The sequence below is a fragment of the Cryobacterium sp. TMS1-20-1 genome (genome assembly GCF_004402355.1).
GTDB lineage: Bacteria > Actinomycetota > Actinomycetes > Actinomycetales > Microbacteriaceae > Cryobacterium > Cryobacterium levicorallinum.
Map to the genome: position 1 here is coordinate 1 of NZ_SOGF01000056.1, position 16,253 is coordinate 16,253.

Annotated in this window: 15 protein-coding genes; 2 read left to right on the forward strand and 13 right to left on the reverse strand. The window is 63.4% G+C overall.

Features of this window, described 5'->3' with window-relative positions:
* Window positions 1-267: 267 nt before the first annotated feature.
* Entirely contained in the window at window positions 268-1,074 is an 807-nt protein-coding gene (locus tag E3O45_RS14255; RefSeq protein WP_134443977.1) for an HNH endonuclease signature motif containing protein, read from the forward strand.
* A gap of 54 nt (window positions 1,075-1,128) precedes the next feature.
* Here the strand turns inward: E3O45_RS14255 and E3O45_RS14260 are convergent, their stop codons facing one another.
* Window positions 1,129-1,464, reverse strand: a complete 336-nt coding sequence (locus E3O45_RS14260) for a hypothetical protein (protein ID WP_174843095.1) — start codon at window positions 1,462-1,464, stop codon at window positions 1,129-1,131.
* Window positions 1,465-1,493: 29 nt separating this feature from the next.
* On the opposite strand from E3O45_RS14260, the gene E3O45_RS14265 reads away from it, so the two are divergent.
* Window positions 1,494-2,354: a 3-methyladenine DNA glycosylase gene (locus tag E3O45_RS14265; RefSeq protein WP_134443979.1), complete on the forward strand. Its 861-nt coding sequence runs from the start codon at window positions 1,494-1,496 to the stop codon at window positions 2,352-2,354.
* 30 nt (window positions 2,355-2,384) lie between these two features.
* Here E3O45_RS14265 and E3O45_RS14270 read toward each other — a convergent pair whose 3' ends face one another.
* The 12 genes from E3O45_RS14270 to E3O45_RS14325 form a co-directional block, all read right to left on the reverse strand.
* Complete coding sequence (locus E3O45_RS14270; protein ID WP_134443980.1) at window positions 2,385-3,404, reverse strand: class I mannose-6-phosphate isomerase; 1,020 nt, start codon at window positions 3,402-3,404, stop codon at window positions 2,385-2,387.
* On the reverse strand, window positions 3,401-4,444 hold the full coding sequence (locus tag E3O45_RS14275; RefSeq protein ID WP_134443982.1) for an NAD(P)-dependent alcohol dehydrogenase: 1,044 nt from the start codon (window positions 4,442-4,444) through the stop codon (window positions 3,401-3,403). The genes E3O45_RS14270 and E3O45_RS14275 overlap by 4 nt, the downstream gene beginning before the upstream one ends.
* Window positions 4,445-4,473: 29 nt before the next feature.
* Window positions 4,474-5,310: a DeoR/GlpR family DNA-binding transcription regulator gene (locus tag E3O45_RS14280; protein ID WP_241985374.1), complete on the reverse strand. Its 837-nt coding sequence runs from the start codon at window positions 5,308-5,310 to the stop codon at window positions 4,474-4,476.
* Window positions 5,311-5,352: 42 nt separating this feature from the next.
* Window positions 5,353-6,144 (reverse strand): triose-phosphate isomerase family protein, encoded by a 792-nt coding sequence (locus E3O45_RS14285; RefSeq protein ID WP_134443985.1) that lies wholly within the window; start codon window positions 6,142-6,144, stop codon window positions 5,353-5,355.
* Window positions 6,131-6,601, reverse strand: a complete 471-nt coding sequence (locus E3O45_RS14290; protein WP_134443987.1) for a ribose-5-phosphate isomerase — start codon at window positions 6,599-6,601, stop codon at window positions 6,131-6,133. The genes E3O45_RS14285 and E3O45_RS14290 overlap by 14 nt, the downstream gene beginning before the upstream one ends.
* Window positions 6,598-8,340 carry a dihydroxyacetone kinase family protein gene (locus tag E3O45_RS14295; RefSeq protein WP_134443988.1) on the reverse strand — a complete coding sequence of 581 codons (1,743 nt, stop codon included), beginning with the start codon at window positions 8,338-8,340 and terminating at the stop codon, window positions 6,598-6,600. Before E3O45_RS14295 ends, E3O45_RS14290 begins: the two co-directional genes overlap by 4 nt.
* 150 nt (window positions 8,341-8,490) lie before the next feature.
* On the reverse strand, window positions 8,491-9,471 hold the full coding sequence (locus E3O45_RS14300) for a D-ribose ABC transporter substrate-binding protein (protein WP_134443989.1): 981 nt from the start codon (window positions 9,469-9,471) through the stop codon (window positions 8,491-8,493).
* A 43-nt stretch (window positions 9,472-9,514) separates the two neighbouring features.
* Window positions 9,515-10,648, reverse strand: coding sequence for an ABC transporter permease (locus E3O45_RS14305; protein ID WP_134443991.1), 1,134 nt, complete (start codon window positions 10,646-10,648; stop codon window positions 9,515-9,517).
* Window positions 10,649-10,651: 3 nt separating this feature from the next.
* A complete protein-coding gene (locus E3O45_RS14310; protein ID WP_134443992.1) occupies window positions 10,652-12,214 on the reverse strand; it encodes a sugar ABC transporter ATP-binding protein in 1,563 nt (520 codons plus the stop codon).
* Complete coding sequence (locus E3O45_RS14315) at window positions 12,215-12,850, reverse strand: DUF2291 family protein (RefSeq protein ID WP_134443994.1); 636 nt, start codon at window positions 12,848-12,850, stop codon at window positions 12,215-12,217.
* Window positions 12,847-13,869 (reverse strand): zinc-dependent alcohol dehydrogenase family protein, encoded by a 1,023-nt coding sequence (locus E3O45_RS14320; RefSeq protein ID WP_134443995.1) that lies wholly within the window; start codon window positions 13,867-13,869, stop codon window positions 12,847-12,849. The genes E3O45_RS14315 and E3O45_RS14320 overlap by 4 nt, the downstream gene beginning before the upstream one ends.
* Before the next feature lie 372 nt (window positions 13,870-14,241).
* On the reverse strand, window positions 14,242-16,236 hold the full coding sequence (locus E3O45_RS14325; protein WP_134443997.1) for a hypothetical protein: 1,995 nt from the start codon (window positions 16,234-16,236) through the stop codon (window positions 14,242-14,244).
* Window positions 16,237-16,253 lie beyond the last annotated feature (17 nt).

A 16,253-nucleotide genomic window follows, 5' to 3' on the forward strand; every position in this document is an offset into this window, starting at 1 on the left:
CGGGGACTTCGGTGCTTTCAGCTTCTCAGTTCGTTCTGTCATGACCATTAGTGTCACTCCTTCAAATAGATCCGCAACCCCTTACACAGACCATCTGACACCCTCCTCGATCGCGCCATCATCAGCACCGTTTTCGACGCCTACCTGTCTTCGGCCGCCGCCAACCCCGTTCCCGGCGCTGCTCCGCGCGCCACAGTCGCGTTCCGCGCGAGCGAACCGTCCGCTGAAGACGGCACGGACAGCACCAGCATCGATGGCAGCGACAGCATGGACGGCAGCGACGGCCTCGCAGCTGCCGCCGACACTGACGGTGGCGACCAGGCCGAGAACCACACACCGGCAGAGCACTGCGAAGCCGACAAGCAGACCGACCAGCAGACCGACAGCCAGCACGGCCAGAACGCAGGCCGCGACGAGCAGACGGGAGCAAGCGATGGCCAGGTGCTCAGTCCTTGCCCGCAGGAACCCGGCGACATCCGCTCGATCGGTGAGAAGCAGGCCGGGATCCTCCGCGCGGTGTTCGAAGCGGCCGCTCGACAGCCGGGAACCCCGACGATGGGCGGCGCGGCACCAACGGTGCTGGTGCACATCCACATCGACGACCTCCTCGCCGGGCGCGGCGCCGGCTGGATCGACGGCATCGACGGCCCCCTCAGCGTCAAACAAGTCGACGAACTCGTCTGCGCCGGCGGGTATCAGCCCGTGTTGTTCGGCCACCAGGGTCAGGTTGTGCACCTCGGCACCACCAACCGATTCTTCACCAACAGCCAACGCCGAGCATTGGCAGCCCGTGACGGTGGCTGCGTCATCCCCGGCTGCACCGTGCCACCGCACCTCACGCAGGCTCACCACGTTATTCCCTGGAGTAAGGGCGGTCTGACAAATATCGACAACGCCGTTCTCATCTGCACCGCCGGCCATGCCAGCATCGAAACATCCGGATGGAACATCGACATGCGACACGGACGCCCCTGGGTCCGCGGCCCCCTCATCTTCGACCCCACCCAAACCTGGCGCCCCGCCGGCCAAAACCGCGCCGCCACCCCAGCCGAGAAACCCCACTGGGAAAAGTAAGCGCCACCGCGCTGGGCGCAACGCCCCGGTCGCGGTGTCCACTTTCTGCAAAGGTCAGTGGCGGAGCGAGATACCGTGCCCGATGCGACGAAACAGCAAGGCCGCGATGATCGCACCGCCCAAGAAGAACCCTGCACCCCACCAGTAAGCCACGGCATAGCCGTCAACAGCAGCCTGGGCGGCAAACGCGGCCGTTGCGGGCAGGTGATCGGCGACGTAGTGGGTGGCCGCAGGGGCGGCGAGGGTATTGAGCAACGCCGTTCCGAGGGAACCGCCGATCTGCTGGCTGGTGTTGACCATCGCCGAGGCGACCCCGGCGATGACGACGTTGATGTAGAGGTTCCAGCGCCAGGCATCCTGCTGACTGCCATCGGCCTGGGCAGCCAGCATCTTCAGGGTTGACGGCGTAGTGTCGACGGGTGCGACGTACTGACCAGACCCAGGAGCTCGAGACCGACGAGTGGCGGGGCCTCGCGCAGGTTCACGAGGAACGCGCCGACGCCTTCACTCGCGGCCGCCGAGAGCGCGCGGCAACCGGCCAGACACATCCGGTCGACGATTTTCTGTTCACCTACTATCCATTTCGTCCGGGCCTGCTGCGCCGCTGGCATCCCGGCGCCGGCGTGCTGCTCCAGGGCGCGGCCGATCTGCCCCGCGCAACGTGGAAGTGGTACCGCAGCACGGGCAGCGCCAGCCAAGTGGATGCCGCCGCCTTCTCCGCGAAAAATGAGCGCGTCATCCGCTTCATCGGAACACTCCTCACCGCGACCCGGCAGCGGCCAGCCCACTTCGGCTGTTTCGGACTGCACGAGTGGGCGATGGTCTACCGTCAGGGTGAGCACCGGCACGTCGCGCCGCTGCGCCTCGGCCAGAGCGACACCGACGCCGTCGTCGACGGCAACCGCGTGGCCTGCAGCCACTTCGATGCGTTTCGGTTCTTCACCCCGGCGGCCCTGCCGCTCAATCAGCTGCAACCGTCGCGGGAGAATCAGCCGACGTTGGAGCAGCCGGGCTGCCTGCACGCCGGCATGGACATCTACAAGTGGGTGATCAAGCTCGGCCCGCTGGTTCCCGGGGAGGTCCTGCTGGACGCCTTCGAGCTTGCGCGCGACATCCGCCAGCTCGACATGGAGGCCTCCCCCTACGACCTCGCCGACTGGGGCTATACGCCGGTCGAGGTCGAGACCGCCGCGGGCAAGGCCGAGTACGTGCGTCGGCAGCGCGGCTTCACCGAGCGCAGCAACCTGCTGCGCGACCGCGTGGTCGACCTACTCGGCTGACGCAGCAGCTGCTCCTCGGATGAGATCGGACTATCGCGCCTGATCGGGCATCGGCGGACGACACCGCAGCAGCGTCAGCTCACCGGTTATGGTGAGCTCACCGATGTTGTGTGGCGTGAGGATCGTGAGCCCCTGGGCGAGAACGGCGTGGGAGCCGTTCGCCGCGGTGAGCTGACCGCTCCCGGAGAGAATCACGAGAATGCTGAAGCCTTCCTCGAGCACGGTCTCCCCCGCTACCGACCTGTGTTCCGCACGAAAGTAGGATCCGGCCTGCGGCACCAGGGTGTGCCCGCCGGTGCCAGCGTGCACGAGGAGCGTTTCGAGCTCCGCCAATGACCACCCCTGACGGTCGGTCGCCTCCAAAGCTTTCTCGACACCAATCCCGAGGTGACCGTGCCTCGGTCCATCGATCGCAAAGCCTTTCCATTCGAGCAGCACGGACATGTCTTCGGGCTCCTGCACCTCAACGATAAAGACACCGGCACCGATCGCGTGGGGCAGGCCGGGTGGCACGTAGATGGAGTCCCCCGCATGCACGGTCAGCAGGTGCATAGCGCCCAGCAGGGCATCCACATCCTGCGCCTGCACCCAATCGCTCAACTCCGTCGCCGACACGTCACGGGCGAAGCCCAGATGCACGGTGCCGCCGTCGACGACGTACCAGGCCTCGGCCTTTCCGTGCCCGGCCCCGAGATTCGCCTGGGCGAATTCGTGGGAGGGGTGAATGTGTACGGGGAGCCGTTGTCCGGCGTCCAAGAGCTTGACGAGCAGTTTGGTGTCGGCACCGAACTGTGCATGGTGGTCACGGCCCAACCAACCGACCGGGTCGCCGAGAACAGCGTCGCGGAGTCGTTCCCCGGTCGGAAGCTCTGTCAGCCCAATGTCCTTCTCACCGAAAATCGTCGTGGTCGATGCAACCCAATCTTCGGGAACATGATCAATGCTTCCCTCCTCGTGCCGGAAGGCGCGAATTTTGGGCCCACCGGCGTAGAACCGGTTCGCTGGCTGGTTGCTCGGCAGGAGCACCGGTCGCTCAGGTGCCGCCGTCATCGCGCGGTCGGGTTGGGGGTCACGATGGATTTCAGAACACCCGGTTGTGTCGTCGAACGGAGGGCGGCGTCAACCTGGTCGAGGTCGAAATGGCCGGTGACGAGGGAATCCAGATCAACAAGGCCTCGACTCACCAAGTCGATGGCCGTCGGCCAGGTGTTGGCGTACCGAAAGATGCCCGTGACGATGAGTTCACGGTTCTGGATGACGGAAATCGGCAGGGCAATTTCCCCCGCGCCCATTCCGACGAGCACGACGATTCCCCCGGCGCGAACGGCTCGCAGGCCCGATTGCACGGCGCTCGCTGCACCCGAGGCATCCACAAATACGTCCACCGCGAGTCCAAGCGTCGCGATGTCTTCAACGAGCGGGTCGATTGCCCGGGTCGCACCAAAGAGCAGCGCTTGCGCTCGGCGTGCGGGACTCACATCCGAGATGATGATCTCGCTGGCCCCATAGGCACGAGCGACCTGCGCGGTGATGATGCCGATCGGACCGGCACCGGTGATGAGAACACGGGTACCGATGGTAATGCCGCCCTTTTGGGCGGTGGCGATCGCTACCGACAGGGGCTCGAGAAGTGCCGCCGTATCGTCGCTGACCGTGTCGGGCACAGCCCAGGCGAAGTGCGATTGGATTGCTACATATTGGGCGAAGGCACCATCGACTCCCGGGGTGGCATAAAAGCGCATGTCCGGGTCGAGATTGTAGCGACCGATGAGGGTCTCGCGGGAAGTCGGCGTGGGTCGCTGCGGCTCGATGGACACACGTTCACCAACTCGTTCCGGGTCGATGGCTCGCCCGACGGCAACGATTCGACCGCCCGATTCGTGTCCGAGGACGAGGGGCTCATCAACGATCCAGTCGCCAAGACGGCCATCATGCCAGAAATGAACGTCGGATCCGCAGACGCCGACCGCGGTTACTTCGACCAGGACCTGATCGTCGTCCAGCGCTGGAAGCGCTCGTTCTTCAACCGCGAGTGACTGCGCACCGAGCAAAACGCTCGCGCGCATGGTGGACGGAAGACTATTCGTCATGATGCCTTTCCTGAAAAAGTTCGGTTGTACTAGTGACGGGACGCCGCGGTGCCGTCGGCACGGGCAAGTTTGGGTGCTACGACGACCCGGATGCCTTTCGAACGCATCCTCGTAATGTGCTCGGGCGCCGTCTGGGCGTCCACGATGACGATGTCGTACTCGGTCAACTCGGCGAGAGCGTGCAGGGCGCGCTTCTCGAACTTGGTGTGGTCCACCAGAAGAATTCGTGTCGCTGCGGACTCGAACATCGCGCGCTTGGTGTCCACTGTCTCCAATGTCTGATGAAAACAGACATCGTCGGTGATGGCCGAGGTCGACATAATGAAGATATCGGCACGAAGTTTTTGGATCGCCTCGTTGGTCATGCGTCCGAGAAATGCACTGCACCAGTTGTAGTAGTCGCCGCCCAGGGCAACCAGGCTGATGCCACGCATGCCGGTGAGTTCATTCATCAGGGTCAGGACATTGGTGATGACGGTGAGTGGTGCTCGGGTCGGCAGGTACTTGGCCAGCTGCAGCACGGTCGTCGAATCATCGAGAAAGACCGACTGGCCCGGTTCGATGAATTCCAGGGCGGCGACGGCGAGGGACTCCTTCTCGGCGACCTCTCGGTTCAAACGATAGACATCGCTCGACTCCACCAGACTCGTCGACAGCGCAGTGGCCTGCCCCCGCGTCTTTCGAAGAAGTCCCCGTGCTTCCAACTCATCAAGGTCACGGTGCACGGTCATCACACTGATATCGAAACGCTCGGCGAGGTCTTCGATGCGTATTGCGCCCTCGGCCATCACTGCTTCACTAATCGCTCGCTGTCGAATCAGCTGGCGCGACTGCCGGCTGTCATCGGAGACTGGGTTTACGTTCACGTCACTCTTCTCCGATTTCGTCTGGAACCACCTTGTTCGCACTCATTTTAGGATTGCGTGCTGGTGCGATCGCGCGGCAGCTTCGTCGAGAATCTTCCCGAGGGCCGTGGCGTCGTGCGCGAAACGACCGAGGAAGAGTCCATCAACCGATCCGCCCAACTCGCTCAGGAGCCCCGGTCCGGCGCTCCCGCCATAGATGACCCGGGCATTGCCCTCACCCAAACGCGTGCCCAGCCAGTCGCGCAGGAGAACGGCCACCGCGGCCACGTAGTCCGCCTGGGCCGGCTCAGCTGCTCCAATCGCCCATTCCGGTTCGTACGCCACGACCAGCGGCATTCCGCGGTCCGTTGGGGTGATCTCGGTCAAAGCAGCATCCAACTGCTCGATACACGCCTGGGAAGCTTCGAGTGGTGTTCCGCGAGTCGGTTCTCCGACGCACAGAATCGGGGTGAGGCCATTTCGCGCAGCTGCACCAAGCTTTCGGGCTAGCACGGCTGGGCCTTCACCAAAAAGTGATCGCCGTTCCGCATGACCGATCTCAACGAACGTGCACCCGATGTCAGTAAGGTCGGCGCCACTCACCTCACCGGTGTAGGCACCACGGTCCTCCCAGAAAAGGTCTTGTGCTCCCACCGAAACTCCGGTTCCCGAGAAGATCTCCATAGCGGTCGCGAGTGAGGTGAACCCGGGGAGCACCACGAGGGTGACAGCACCGCTGACCACTGATTCGTGGTGCCGCGCCAGCTCAGCAACTTCCGTGCACCAGGAGCGGGTGCGATTATGGTCGAAGTACATCTTGAGGCTGACGCCCAGAAGCACGCTAGACGGTGACATTGTCTTCGTACGTCGATAAGATCGCTACCTTTTCTGCCGACGCGGACGTTTCGTCGAAGGTGTAGGTCAGCCATTCTTTCGCGAGACGACGAGCCAGCTCGATCCCCACGACACGCTGTCCAAAAGTGAGAACCTGCGCGTTGTTGCTCAATACTCCGCGTTCCACCGAATAGCTGTCGTGGGCCGTCACCGCACGAATGCCAGGAACCTTGTTTGCCGCAATAGCGACGCCCAGTCCGGTGCCGCACAGTAGCAGCGCCCGGTCGGCCTGACCCGAGGCGATCAGTTCGGCGGCGGCGATTGCCACCGTCGGGTAGGCAGTGTGGTTGCTGGCGTCAACGCCGACGTCGAGGACCGACTCGACCAGGTCGCTGGCTTCGAGGTCGGCCTTCAGGATCTCCTTGTAGGCAAATCCGGCATCGTCGGATCCGATAATCAGGCGCAATTTCTGGCTCATTGACTTACTTTCTGTTGGCTGTTCATTACCCTGGCAATGGCGTCGATCGCCAGTGCCAGGGAGACGGCCCCGGGGTCGGGGCTTCCGAGACTTTTTTCCATGTGCGGGCGGGCGCGGCCAATCTTTGGCAGGAGCTGCGACGTGGCGTCAGCAGCGTCGGAAGCGACCAGGGCTGCACTCCTCCACGATTCCCGGGCGGTCAGACCTTGTTCGGCCGACTCGGTGAGGGCCACGGCGACGGGTGAAAGCACATCAACCATGGTCTTATCGCCCAGCTGGGCCTTGCCGAAGCGGGCGATCGCTGCCAATGCGGCGGTGACGCCGGCCGCAAGTTTCGTCGCGGTAGGGGCGGCGTCGTCCCCCACTTCAGCGGCGAGGGCATTCAGGGCGAGGCCCCAAAGCGCACCGCTGGTTCCACCGGCCCGATCCGCCCAGGCATCGCCGGCCTTCGAGAGGATGCTGCCGGCACCGGCTTCGCGGGCGGCCGCATCCTCTGCCGCGAGAAGAGCGGCGGTCGCACCACGCTGCATGCCGATTCCGTGGTCGCCGTCTCCAGCCACCGAATCCAACCGGCCCAATTCCTCGACGTTGGCGTCGATCATGTTCTTGACGGCACGGATGCTGTCCAGCACGATGACGCCGGAAGCTCGCGACGCAGCGCTGGAAGGGAGGATGACATCCTCGACAACGTCCACCACCGTGCTCAGGTCACTATCGACATCCTGGCGATTCACGAGACCCTTGCGATAGGCCGGCGTGTAGGCCGGAGATGTCCAGGCCTCTTCCAACTCTGCGTCGAGCCAGAAGAGGGTCAGGGACACGCCGGCCATCTGAAAGCTCGTCACCAGCTCGCCGACCTCAGGGTCAACGATTTCCATTCCCTGCGCCGAGAGCAGTGCTGACACACTCCCGTAGGTCACGAAGAGCTCTTCATACTTCACCGAGCCCAGGCCGTTCAGGATGACTCCGACACGCGCGCCGTCCGAGGAATCGACACTCCCCGGTCGCGCTTGCACGAGCCCCTGCACGAGTAGCTCGGCGAGGCCATGAGCGGTCGGGACGTCTTGTTCACTGATGCCGGGCTCGCCGTGGATGCCCATTCCCACCGCCATTCGGCCCTCGGGAACGGTGAAGAGGGGGGCGGACGCGCCGGGAAGGGTGCATCCGGTGAAGGCGACTCCGAATGAGCGGGTGTGCTCGTTGGCGCGATTGGCGAGGGTCCAAACCGCATTCAGATCGTCGCCGCGTTCGGCCGCATACGCTGCAGCGCGAAACACGGCCAGATCGCCGGCGACGCCGCGTCGCTTGTGGGCCTCTTCCGCGGAGGCGCTGGAGATGTCGTCGGTGACGACGACCGTTCGGCAGGGAATGCCCTCCGCGATGAGCCGGTCCTGGGCCTGATCAAAATTGAGAACGTCGCCGGCATAGTTTCCGTAGGTGAACAAGACGCCAGCTCCGGCCGCTGCTGCCTTTGCAACCGTGTAGATCTGCTGCGCCGAAGGCGACGCGAAGAGATTGCCCATGGCGGCGCCGTGAGCGAGCCCGGGGCCGACGAGACCGGCGAAGGCCGGATAGTGACCTGAACCGCCGCCGATCACAACGGCGACCTGACCCTGTGGTGTGCGGGAGGCCCGGACGACACCGCCGTGAACTTTGCGCACGAGCGTGGAGTTCGCGGCGACAAAGCCGTCGATGAGCTCATCCGCAAACTGAACCGGGTCGTTATATAGGTAGGTCATGTGAAGCGCCCTCCGGGGCGATGCTGGAATCAGTGGGGCAACGGGCGAATGTCTCTTTCGCCGTAGCGACGACGCTTTCGAGGGTGCCGGGCCCCGGGACGACCGCCGACAATGGTGGCGGTATCGTCCCGGGGCCAGCGGGTGGCGGTGTTACTCGCTCAGGCCAAACGACGTGTACTTGCCCACGTTTTCGGTGGTGATCAGGATGCAGTCGAAGGACTGCTTCTCGGTGTCAGCGCCGGTCTCTCCGGTCTTGAGGAACGAGTCAGCCTGGTCGACTGCTGCCGTGGCGAAGGTGACGACCGGCTGAAGAACGCTGTAGGCGAGGCTGCCATCTTCAACGGCGGCCGCTGCGTCGGGCGAGCCGTCGAAGCCACCGACGACGACGGAGTCGAGCTTGCCAGCTTCCTTGAGAGCAGCGATCGCGCCGAGGGCCATGGGGTCGTTGCCGGCGATGACTCCGGTGATCTCCGGGTGAGCGGCGAGCAGCGTCTGCATCTTGTCGCGGCCCTCCTTCTGGTCCCAGTTGGCGACTTCCTGGCCGACGAGCTGCATGTCGGGGTACTGCGAAAGAACGGTGGCAAAGCCGTTGGATCGTGTCGCCGCGTTGTTGTCCGACGGCTTTCCCTTCAATTCAACATAAATGCCGGTGCTGCCCATTGCCTTGACGAACTCGGCTGCTCCGAGTGCTGCGCCCTGCGCGTTGTTGGAGACAAGCTGCGATTTGGCGATGCCTTCCTCGTTGATCTCGGCGTTGACCAGGAACACGGGGATACCGGCATCGGTCGCCTTCTGCACGGCCCCGATGGAACCGCTGGCGTCGGCCGGATCAAGAATGATCGCGACGGACTTGTTGGTGATGGCGGTATCGATCAGGTCGCTCTCCGCTTTTGCATCGGCCTTGTGGGCTGCGACATTGGCGGTGTAGCCAAGCTTCTCTGCCTGCGCCTTCGCTGCGTCGCCCTCTGCGGTCCAGTACGGGTTGGCGAGGTCGTTGACGATGATACTGATCAGGCCGCCGGTGGAGTCTGCGGTGTCGTCAGTTGCTGTGGTCGGTGTGGCCGAGCATCCGGCCAGTACGACGGCGGATGAGACGACCACGGCAAACACTGCTGCTGCTTTGCGAAACATGTTGCTGTCCTTTTCTTGGGTTGGGTATCGGATGACGAAGCTGTCAGCCGATGATCTTCTCGGTCGCGGTTTCGGCTGTGGCCGGAGTATCGCGAGTCGAGGAAGTCGGTGAGGGTGATGATGGTGCCGCGGGAGCTTTGCGTCCCTTGTACTGCACGGCATTGAGGAGAACGGCGAGAACGATGACGGCGCCCTTGAAAATCATCTGCCAGTACTCGGAGACTCCGATGATGACCAGACCGTCGGAGAGGAAGCCGATGACGAAGGCTCCGAGGAGCGTGCCGCGAACGGTGCCGCGACCACCCATGAGGCTGGCGCCGCCGATCACGACGGCCGCGATGGCGGTGAGTTCGAAGGTTTCGCCGGCTGTGGGGTTGGCGGAGGTGAGTTCGGAGGCGATGATCACACCGGCGATGGCTGCGGCGATTCCGCTGAGGACATACACCCGAATCTTGACGCGGTTGACCGGGATGCCGGAAAGTTCTGCGGCCCGTTCGTTGCCGCCGGATGCGTAAATCCAGCGGCCGAACACGGTGCGATTCAAGAGAACGCTGGCGAGGATGGCCAGGACGACCATGATGACTACCCCGGTCGGTACGCCGAGGATCCGGTTGAAGCCGAGCATGTTGAATCCGGTGTTGCCGAGGGCTTCCTGGCCCTGCAGTGCCGGGTAGGTCAGGCCGCCGGTGATGAGGAGGGCGACGCCGCGAACGACGTAGAGCATGCCGAGGGTGGCGACGAAGGGCGCGACCTTGAAGCGGGAGATGAGGACTCCGTTGATGAACCCGACGAAGGCGCCGGTGGCCAGGGCGAGCAGAACGACGACCCACACGGAGGGGAAGAGTTTGAGCCCGAGGGCGGGGATCTCTACTCCCTGCATGAGGGCCCCGGCAACAATTCCCGACAGTCCCACGGTGGACCCGACCGAGAGGTCGATGCCACCGTTGAGGATCACCATGAGCATGCCGAGGCCAAGTACCGCGAAGATGGCCACGTGTGCCGACATCTGCAGCAGGTTGTTGACCGTGAAGTAGTTGGGTGACAGTGCCGAGAACACGATGATAATGACGATGAGGGCAAAGAATGCCCGCCCGCGCAGGAGCACTGCGCGAATGTCGAAGCCGTCTGAGAAGAGGGAGGACAGACCCGTCGAGGGTGTTTTTTTTGTGGTGCTCATGAGTTAGTCGTTTCCGTTCGGGGACTCGGCGATCACGGCTTCACCGGACGCAGCCATGATCTGTTCTTTGCTGGCATCGGGTCCAAAGGTCGCGACGATGCTTCCCTTGTTCATCACTATGATTCGGTGGGCAATGCTCAGGCACTCGCCAACTTCGGAGGTCGAATAGACCACGGCGAGGCCGCGGGTGGCGAGGCCGGCGAGCAGCCCGAACACTTCCGCTTTCGCGCCGACGTCGATTCCGCGGCTGGGTTCATCGAGCAGGATCACCTGGGGGTTTGTTGCCAGCATTTTGCCGATGACGACCTTTTGCTGGTTTCCGCCGCTGAGCGATCCGATCGGGGCGCTTCCGCCGTCGGTTTTCACCCGGACATCGCTGATCTGGGTTTGCACCAGGGTGTCTTCCTGGGTCCGGGAGAGAAATATTCCATTCACCAGGGTGGTCAGGCTGGCCAGCGACAAGTTGTGGCCCACCGACATCGACTGCACGAGGCCATCACGCTGGCGATCTTCGGGAACCAGCCCCAGCCCCCGATTGATGCGGTCAGCGATCGGCAGATTCCCCAGGTTCTCGCCCAACAGGCTGACGGTTCCCTCCGCGACGGCTACGCGGCCGGCAACGGCTTCGAGGAGTTCGGTGCGACCGGCACCCATGAGACCGTAAATGCACACGATCTCCCCCGCTCGCACGTCCAGGGACAGCTGGTTGACGAGCAGGCGATCGGGAGCGGTCGCATCGGCGACACTCACTCCGTCCAGGGAGAGGGCGACCGGTCCCAGTTTGTACCCGGTCGGCGGTTTACCGAGATCGAAATTGCGGCCGACCATGTTTTCGACGATCCAGTCGAGATTGATGTGGTCGGCGTGCGATTGCGCGACGATTTCACCGTCTCGCAAGACGACGGCATAGTCGGTGACCTGCAGGGCCTCTTCCAGGTGGTGCGAGATGTAGACGATGGAGACACCGGCGGTGGTCAGATCGTTGATGACTTTGAAGAGCACCTCGACCTCGGTCGCGCTGAGCGCCGAGGTGGGCTCATCCATAATGAGGATGCGGGAGTTGACCGACAGGGCACGGGCGATTTCCACAATTTGCTGTTGCCCCAGCCGCAGTTCTGACAACAGCGTGCCCGGTGCGATCTCCTCCTGCAGCCCTGACATCACCACCCGCACCGCTTCGTCCTCGGCGGCGAAGTCAACGCCACCCAGCGGCGTGGTCAGTTCACGGCCCATGAAGATGTTGTCGCGCACGCTCAGGTTCGAGCACAGGCTCAGTTCCTGGTGGATGATTGAAATCCCCAGGTCACGAGCTTGCACCGACGACGCGAACTCGACGACTTCTCCGTTCAGGCGAATTTCGCCGCTAGTTGGAGATTCCACCCCGGAAAGAATTTTCATGAGCGTCGATTTTCCGGCACCGTTCTCGCCGAACAGGGTCGTGACTTTACCGCGCATGATGTCGAAGTTGACACTCTTGAGGGCGTGCACTCCGCCATAGCGTTTGACGACGGCACGCGCGCTGAGCGCTACATCGTCGGAATCGGAACGAACGTCAGCTGGCGACATTTAGTTCACCACAACATCAACGGGCGTGATGAGATACGACGCTGGGTTGACGAGCTGGAAAGCACCGGTGACCGTGATCGACTTACCGGCCAGGTCCGCTGCGACAATATTCGACAGCACCTCGACCTTCAGTTCCTCGTTCAACGCCGCGCCGGCATCCTGATACTCGATCTGGTTGGTGAAGTCAGGAAAGTGGATGGTTCCCGTCGCGTCCCGCAGGTCTGTCCCGCTGATCGCCGGCCCTGTCTGCATGCGCACCGTCACCTCGGCCGGCACCCCGTCGATGGTGAACGGAACGATTCCCTGCGAGTCCGCCGCACCGGCCACCGCCGTGAACGAGACGGAGAACACCGGAAAGGATGTCCCCTCGACGACGCCATACTCCTCGGCTGCCGCTTGCGCGTCAGCCGCCAGAGCGGTCGAGACCAGAGCCAGGTCGTGGGCATTCTTCATCACTGCCGCCTGCACGACCGGAAATTCCGTCGCACCATACTCGGCGGCGCTGAACTCGACCGGCGTCGACGCCGCCAGTTCTTCACCCGTCACGACCTTCGTGCCGAATCCCATCGCGACCAGTACAACAACGATCCCACCAACCCACAGTGCGCGACGCTTCTTCACCGACTGATTCTTCATGCGTGAAACACCTTCGAGGACGAGTCGTTCGGACGGATCTGCAGCTTGCGACCAGTCCCCTTACGGAACATGTCGAGCGCCTGCGGGTAGTCCTCAAGGCTGAAGGAGTGGCTGATCATCGGTTCGCTCTTGATCGCGCCGGCTTCGAACATTTCGACCGCGCGTCCGAAGGAATTGAGCACGGCCATTGTTCCGACGATGGAGATTTCATCGCGGTAGACGCGAAACGGCGAGTAGTTCGCCATGGATTCGGCCGGCGCCACACCGAAGTGCTGGAAGGTTCCACCGGCCTTGACCCGGGGCAAACCGTCTTCGATGGCACGAATGTTGCCGGTGCAATCGATGACAACGTCCCACTTCTCGCGGCCCGCGTCGTTGGCACTCGTGTACGCGTTGTCAATACCAACCTCACGAGCAGTGGCGAGGCGCCCCTCATTGAGGTCCACGATCGTCACGCTGGCTGCGCCGGCGCGCGGTGCCAGCTGAGCCATGAGAAGTCCCATGGTGCCGGCACCGTAGACCAGATAGTGCTCACCCATCTTGCGCGGCAGAATGTCGTAGGCGCGGATGGCGCACGCGAGCGGTTCGATGAGCGCGGCCTGGTAGACATCCGTCTCGGGCTTGAGCTTGAAGACGTTGGCCGCGGGAGCAGTGAATCGTTCCTGCGAGGCGCCGTCGGAGGCCACCACTCCGAGGCCGTTCCAGGCTCGGCACAGGTTGGACTTGCCGGTCAGGCAGTATTCGCATTCCCCACAGGTCGTGCTGGGGTTGACGGCAACCTGGTCGCCGACCGCTACGTGGGTCACGCCGTTGCCGATGGCGACGACGATGCCCGAGGCTTCGTGGCCCGGAACCAGCGGAAAGATGGTGCCTTCGAATTCACCGTCGAACACGTGCGTGTCGGTGCCGCAGACGCCGACAGCGGCGACCTCGATGACGACCTCTTTGTGGCCTGCGGTGGGTTCCGGCCGCTGGGCCAGAGTGAGGTTTCCGGCTGATTCAAAAACGACTGCGCGCATGTGCCTGACGCTCCTATCGGGACTGTTCGGCCAACTTGCCGAGGTGAGTAGATCTGTGTGCCGCAACTGGCGCTTACGCTCGATGTTGGCTAACAGTCAGACATCATCGTCAGTTCCGAATGGAAATATCACGCCAACATCGCCAGACCCCGCAAGTTTTCGTGTTACATACTTGTGATCTTGTGATGTTTTAGTGTGAAATTAACGATACCTATCACGGCGGATGCTGTCAACTAACACGAGAATGTTCCTTTCGTGCCGGCGGTGGGCGCATAACTATGGCCCGGGAGTGACAGCACACGGCGCTTGACCCAATGGTGGGCCGGCAGCACAAACCGACTCGGGTGCAGACACCCGGTCATTACCTGGAGGTCAGGACCCTGTGGTCGCGCGCCATCGAACAGCTTCGCCCGCCTGCACCGAAACGGTGACGCAGCCGTCCACGCAAGGCACCGTCTCAGACGAGATCGCGGGGCTAAGCAGTGCGATGCTGGCCGTGGCGTCATGGGGAATGACGACGCGCTCCAGCACCCCCGGCGTTAGTCCCAGATCATCGCCGGGCCGGAGTTCGCAATCTACGATTTGCAACGTCAACTTCTGCGTCCGATCGGCGAGATTCGCGATCACCGCAGTGAGCGCACCCGGAGCATTCCGGTTGTCGGCAACCAGAACGGCCACGGCAGGGGGCAAATCTCCCCGCAGCTCGCGCAGGGACTCTCCCTCGAGTTCACGCATCCACTCGACCGCTGTGGCGACCGGGTACTGCGCAGCGACGCCGGATCCCCCGATTCCTCGCGCACCCCACGCCTCGAAGTAGCAAAGGCTGGCCACGCCTGGCACGGCGAAGGCGTCAACGCTGGCGATCAGCCAGGCGGCCAGGGCCGCGCTCTGCTGGCGCGCGTCGGTCACCTCCGGCAGGTGCTCTGGGCCGTAGCCGGTAAATTCGATCTTGTCCGGGCCCGCGGCCGGTGCTGTCGTGGCGACGGCATTGAAGCGAGGCCGCAGAGTGATGGGGCCGATGTGCAGCGGGCGACCGCGCGCGATCCGCACGGCATTTTCCGCAACCGTGCGCTGAACGGCAATGGACTCGACGAGTTGTTCCCGTTCGAGCGCGTGCATGTGCGGGGTCACGCTGAAGGCCAGCGCGGTCACCGACGAAGGCAGTTGATCGTGATTGCGATTGAGTTCGGTGAAATGTGCTCGCGTGCCGCCAACGAGTTTGGCGCGCAGGTCGCGCTCGGCCGCACCCTGAATGAGGGCGGCCCACAACAATGGCTCGCTGAGGTGGGTCGCCGCGTCGAAGACTCCCAGGCGGCGGACGTCGAGCGGCGCCACGGCATCGAGCGCGCAGTTCACCTGCGCCGCCGTCGAGGCGACGATTCGAACGTCGAGAAAGTGGCCGTCGGCATCCGTTTGAGCACGCGCCAGCACGTCTGGCCAGGCGGTATCCGCCATGTTCAACTCGACCAGAATGGCAGCGAGGCCCGCTCGATCGGGAGTGACACCCGGTGCCGAGGACGCGCCCAGAGTGATCTCCGGCACGATCCGGTTAGACGGGCCGCCAACGACAATACGTGTGCGTTGGTCCGGGGGGAACGCTGCGGCGATCTCGGTCGGAGCGGTCGCGCGCTCCCCGCCTGGGGATGGCGACTCGGCAATGCGCAGCACCACGGACTGCTCGATGGGCGTGCCGGGGCTGATCTGCACCGGGAAAGGCCGGTCGAGCGGTGTGCTGTAGGTCTTGAACGAGGCATCGGTCCAGTTCCGCTGATCCTCCGTTTCGAAGATGTCGCCGATGAAGCCGAGCGATGCAGTGAAGCCCGCCACGTTCCAGCGTATCCCGGCGATATTTCGCGCTGGCTGGTGCGGCGAAATTGTTCGCGAAAACCGCACCGCCGTCTCGGCACCGCTGGGATTAGTCACCGTAACTACCTGGCCGGCCAGAGTTGGCGGATGCAACACAACGATTCCGATGCGGTTGCTCAGAAACGACTGCGCAGCCGTCCCCACAAAGGAAAACCTCAGGGTGTCGGCGGAAATTTTCAGCAGGCCTTGCCAGCCAAAATCTACGTTGCCATCGCGGTGTGACACCGCCAGGCTCACCAGCAGCGCGCTGGGCGCAGGCTCGATCTGCGTCGAAGTCACAACGGCAATCGGAGTGCCCCAATTCTCGTCGCGCACCACCACGCGCAGCCCGCGGAGCACCGGAACGCCGCGGTAGGTGATGTCGGCGATCTCTTCCCCGCGCAGGGTCAAGGACCAGTCGGAGAAAGCCAGAACGGTCGGCGATGCGATGGTCTCGTTCCAGACCGCGGAGAGGCGCGCGCTGGCGAGAAGGGACTCAGCGGTGAGATTTTCATTCAACATGGCGGTCAAACTCGATT

What these genes read in the sequence shown, in the direction of transcription:
- E3O45_RS14255 (WP_134443977.1), top strand. Translation starts at nt 268, where the DNA reads ATGGACGGCAGCGACGGCCTCGCAGCTGCCGCCGACACTGACGGTGGC.
- E3O45_RS14260 (WP_174843095.1), bottom strand. Translation starts at nt 1,464, where the DNA reads ATGCTGGCTGCCCAGGCCGATGGCAGTCAGCAGGATGCCTGGCGCTGG.
- E3O45_RS14270 (WP_134443980.1), bottom strand. Translation starts at nt 3,404, where the DNA reads ATGACGGCGGCACCTGAGCGACCGGTGCTCCTGCCGAGCAACCAGCCA.
- E3O45_RS14275 (WP_134443982.1), bottom strand. Translation starts at nt 4,444, where the DNA reads ATGACGAATAGTCTTCCGTCCACCATGCGCGCGAGCGTTTTGCTCGGT.
- E3O45_RS14285 (WP_134443985.1), bottom strand. Translation starts at nt 6,144, where the DNA reads ATGTCACCGTCTAGCGTGCTTCTGGGCGTCAGCCTCAAGATGTACTTC.
- E3O45_RS14290 (WP_134443987.1), bottom strand. Translation starts at nt 6,601, where the DNA reads ATGAGCCAGAAATTGCGCCTGATTATCGGATCCGACGATGCCGGATTT.
- E3O45_RS14295 (WP_134443988.1), bottom strand. Translation starts at nt 8,340, where the DNA reads ATGACCTACCTATATAACGACCCGGTTCAGTTTGCGGATGAGCTCATC.
- E3O45_RS14300 (WP_134443989.1), bottom strand. Translation starts at nt 9,471, where the DNA reads ATGTTTCGCAAAGCAGCAGCAGTGTTTGCCGTGGTCGTCTCATCCGCC.
- E3O45_RS14305 (WP_134443991.1), bottom strand. Translation starts at nt 10,648, where the DNA reads ATGAGCACCACAAAAAAAACACCCTCGACGGGTCTGTCCTCCCTCTTC.
- E3O45_RS14310 (WP_134443992.1), bottom strand. Translation starts at nt 12,214, where the DNA reads ATGTCGCCAGCTGACGTTCGTTCCGATTCCGACGATGTAGCGCTCAGC.
- E3O45_RS14315 (WP_134443994.1), bottom strand. Translation starts at nt 12,850, where the DNA reads ATGAAGAATCAGTCGGTGAAGAAGCGTCGCGCACTGTGGGTTGGTGGG.
- E3O45_RS14320 (WP_134443995.1), bottom strand. Translation starts at nt 13,869, where the DNA reads ATGCGCGCAGTCGTTTTTGAATCAGCCGGAAACCTCACTCTGGCCCAG.
- E3O45_RS14325 (WP_134443997.1), bottom strand. Translation starts at nt 16,236, where the DNA reads ATGTTGAATGAAAATCTCACCGCTGAGTCCCTTCTCGCCAGCGCGCGC.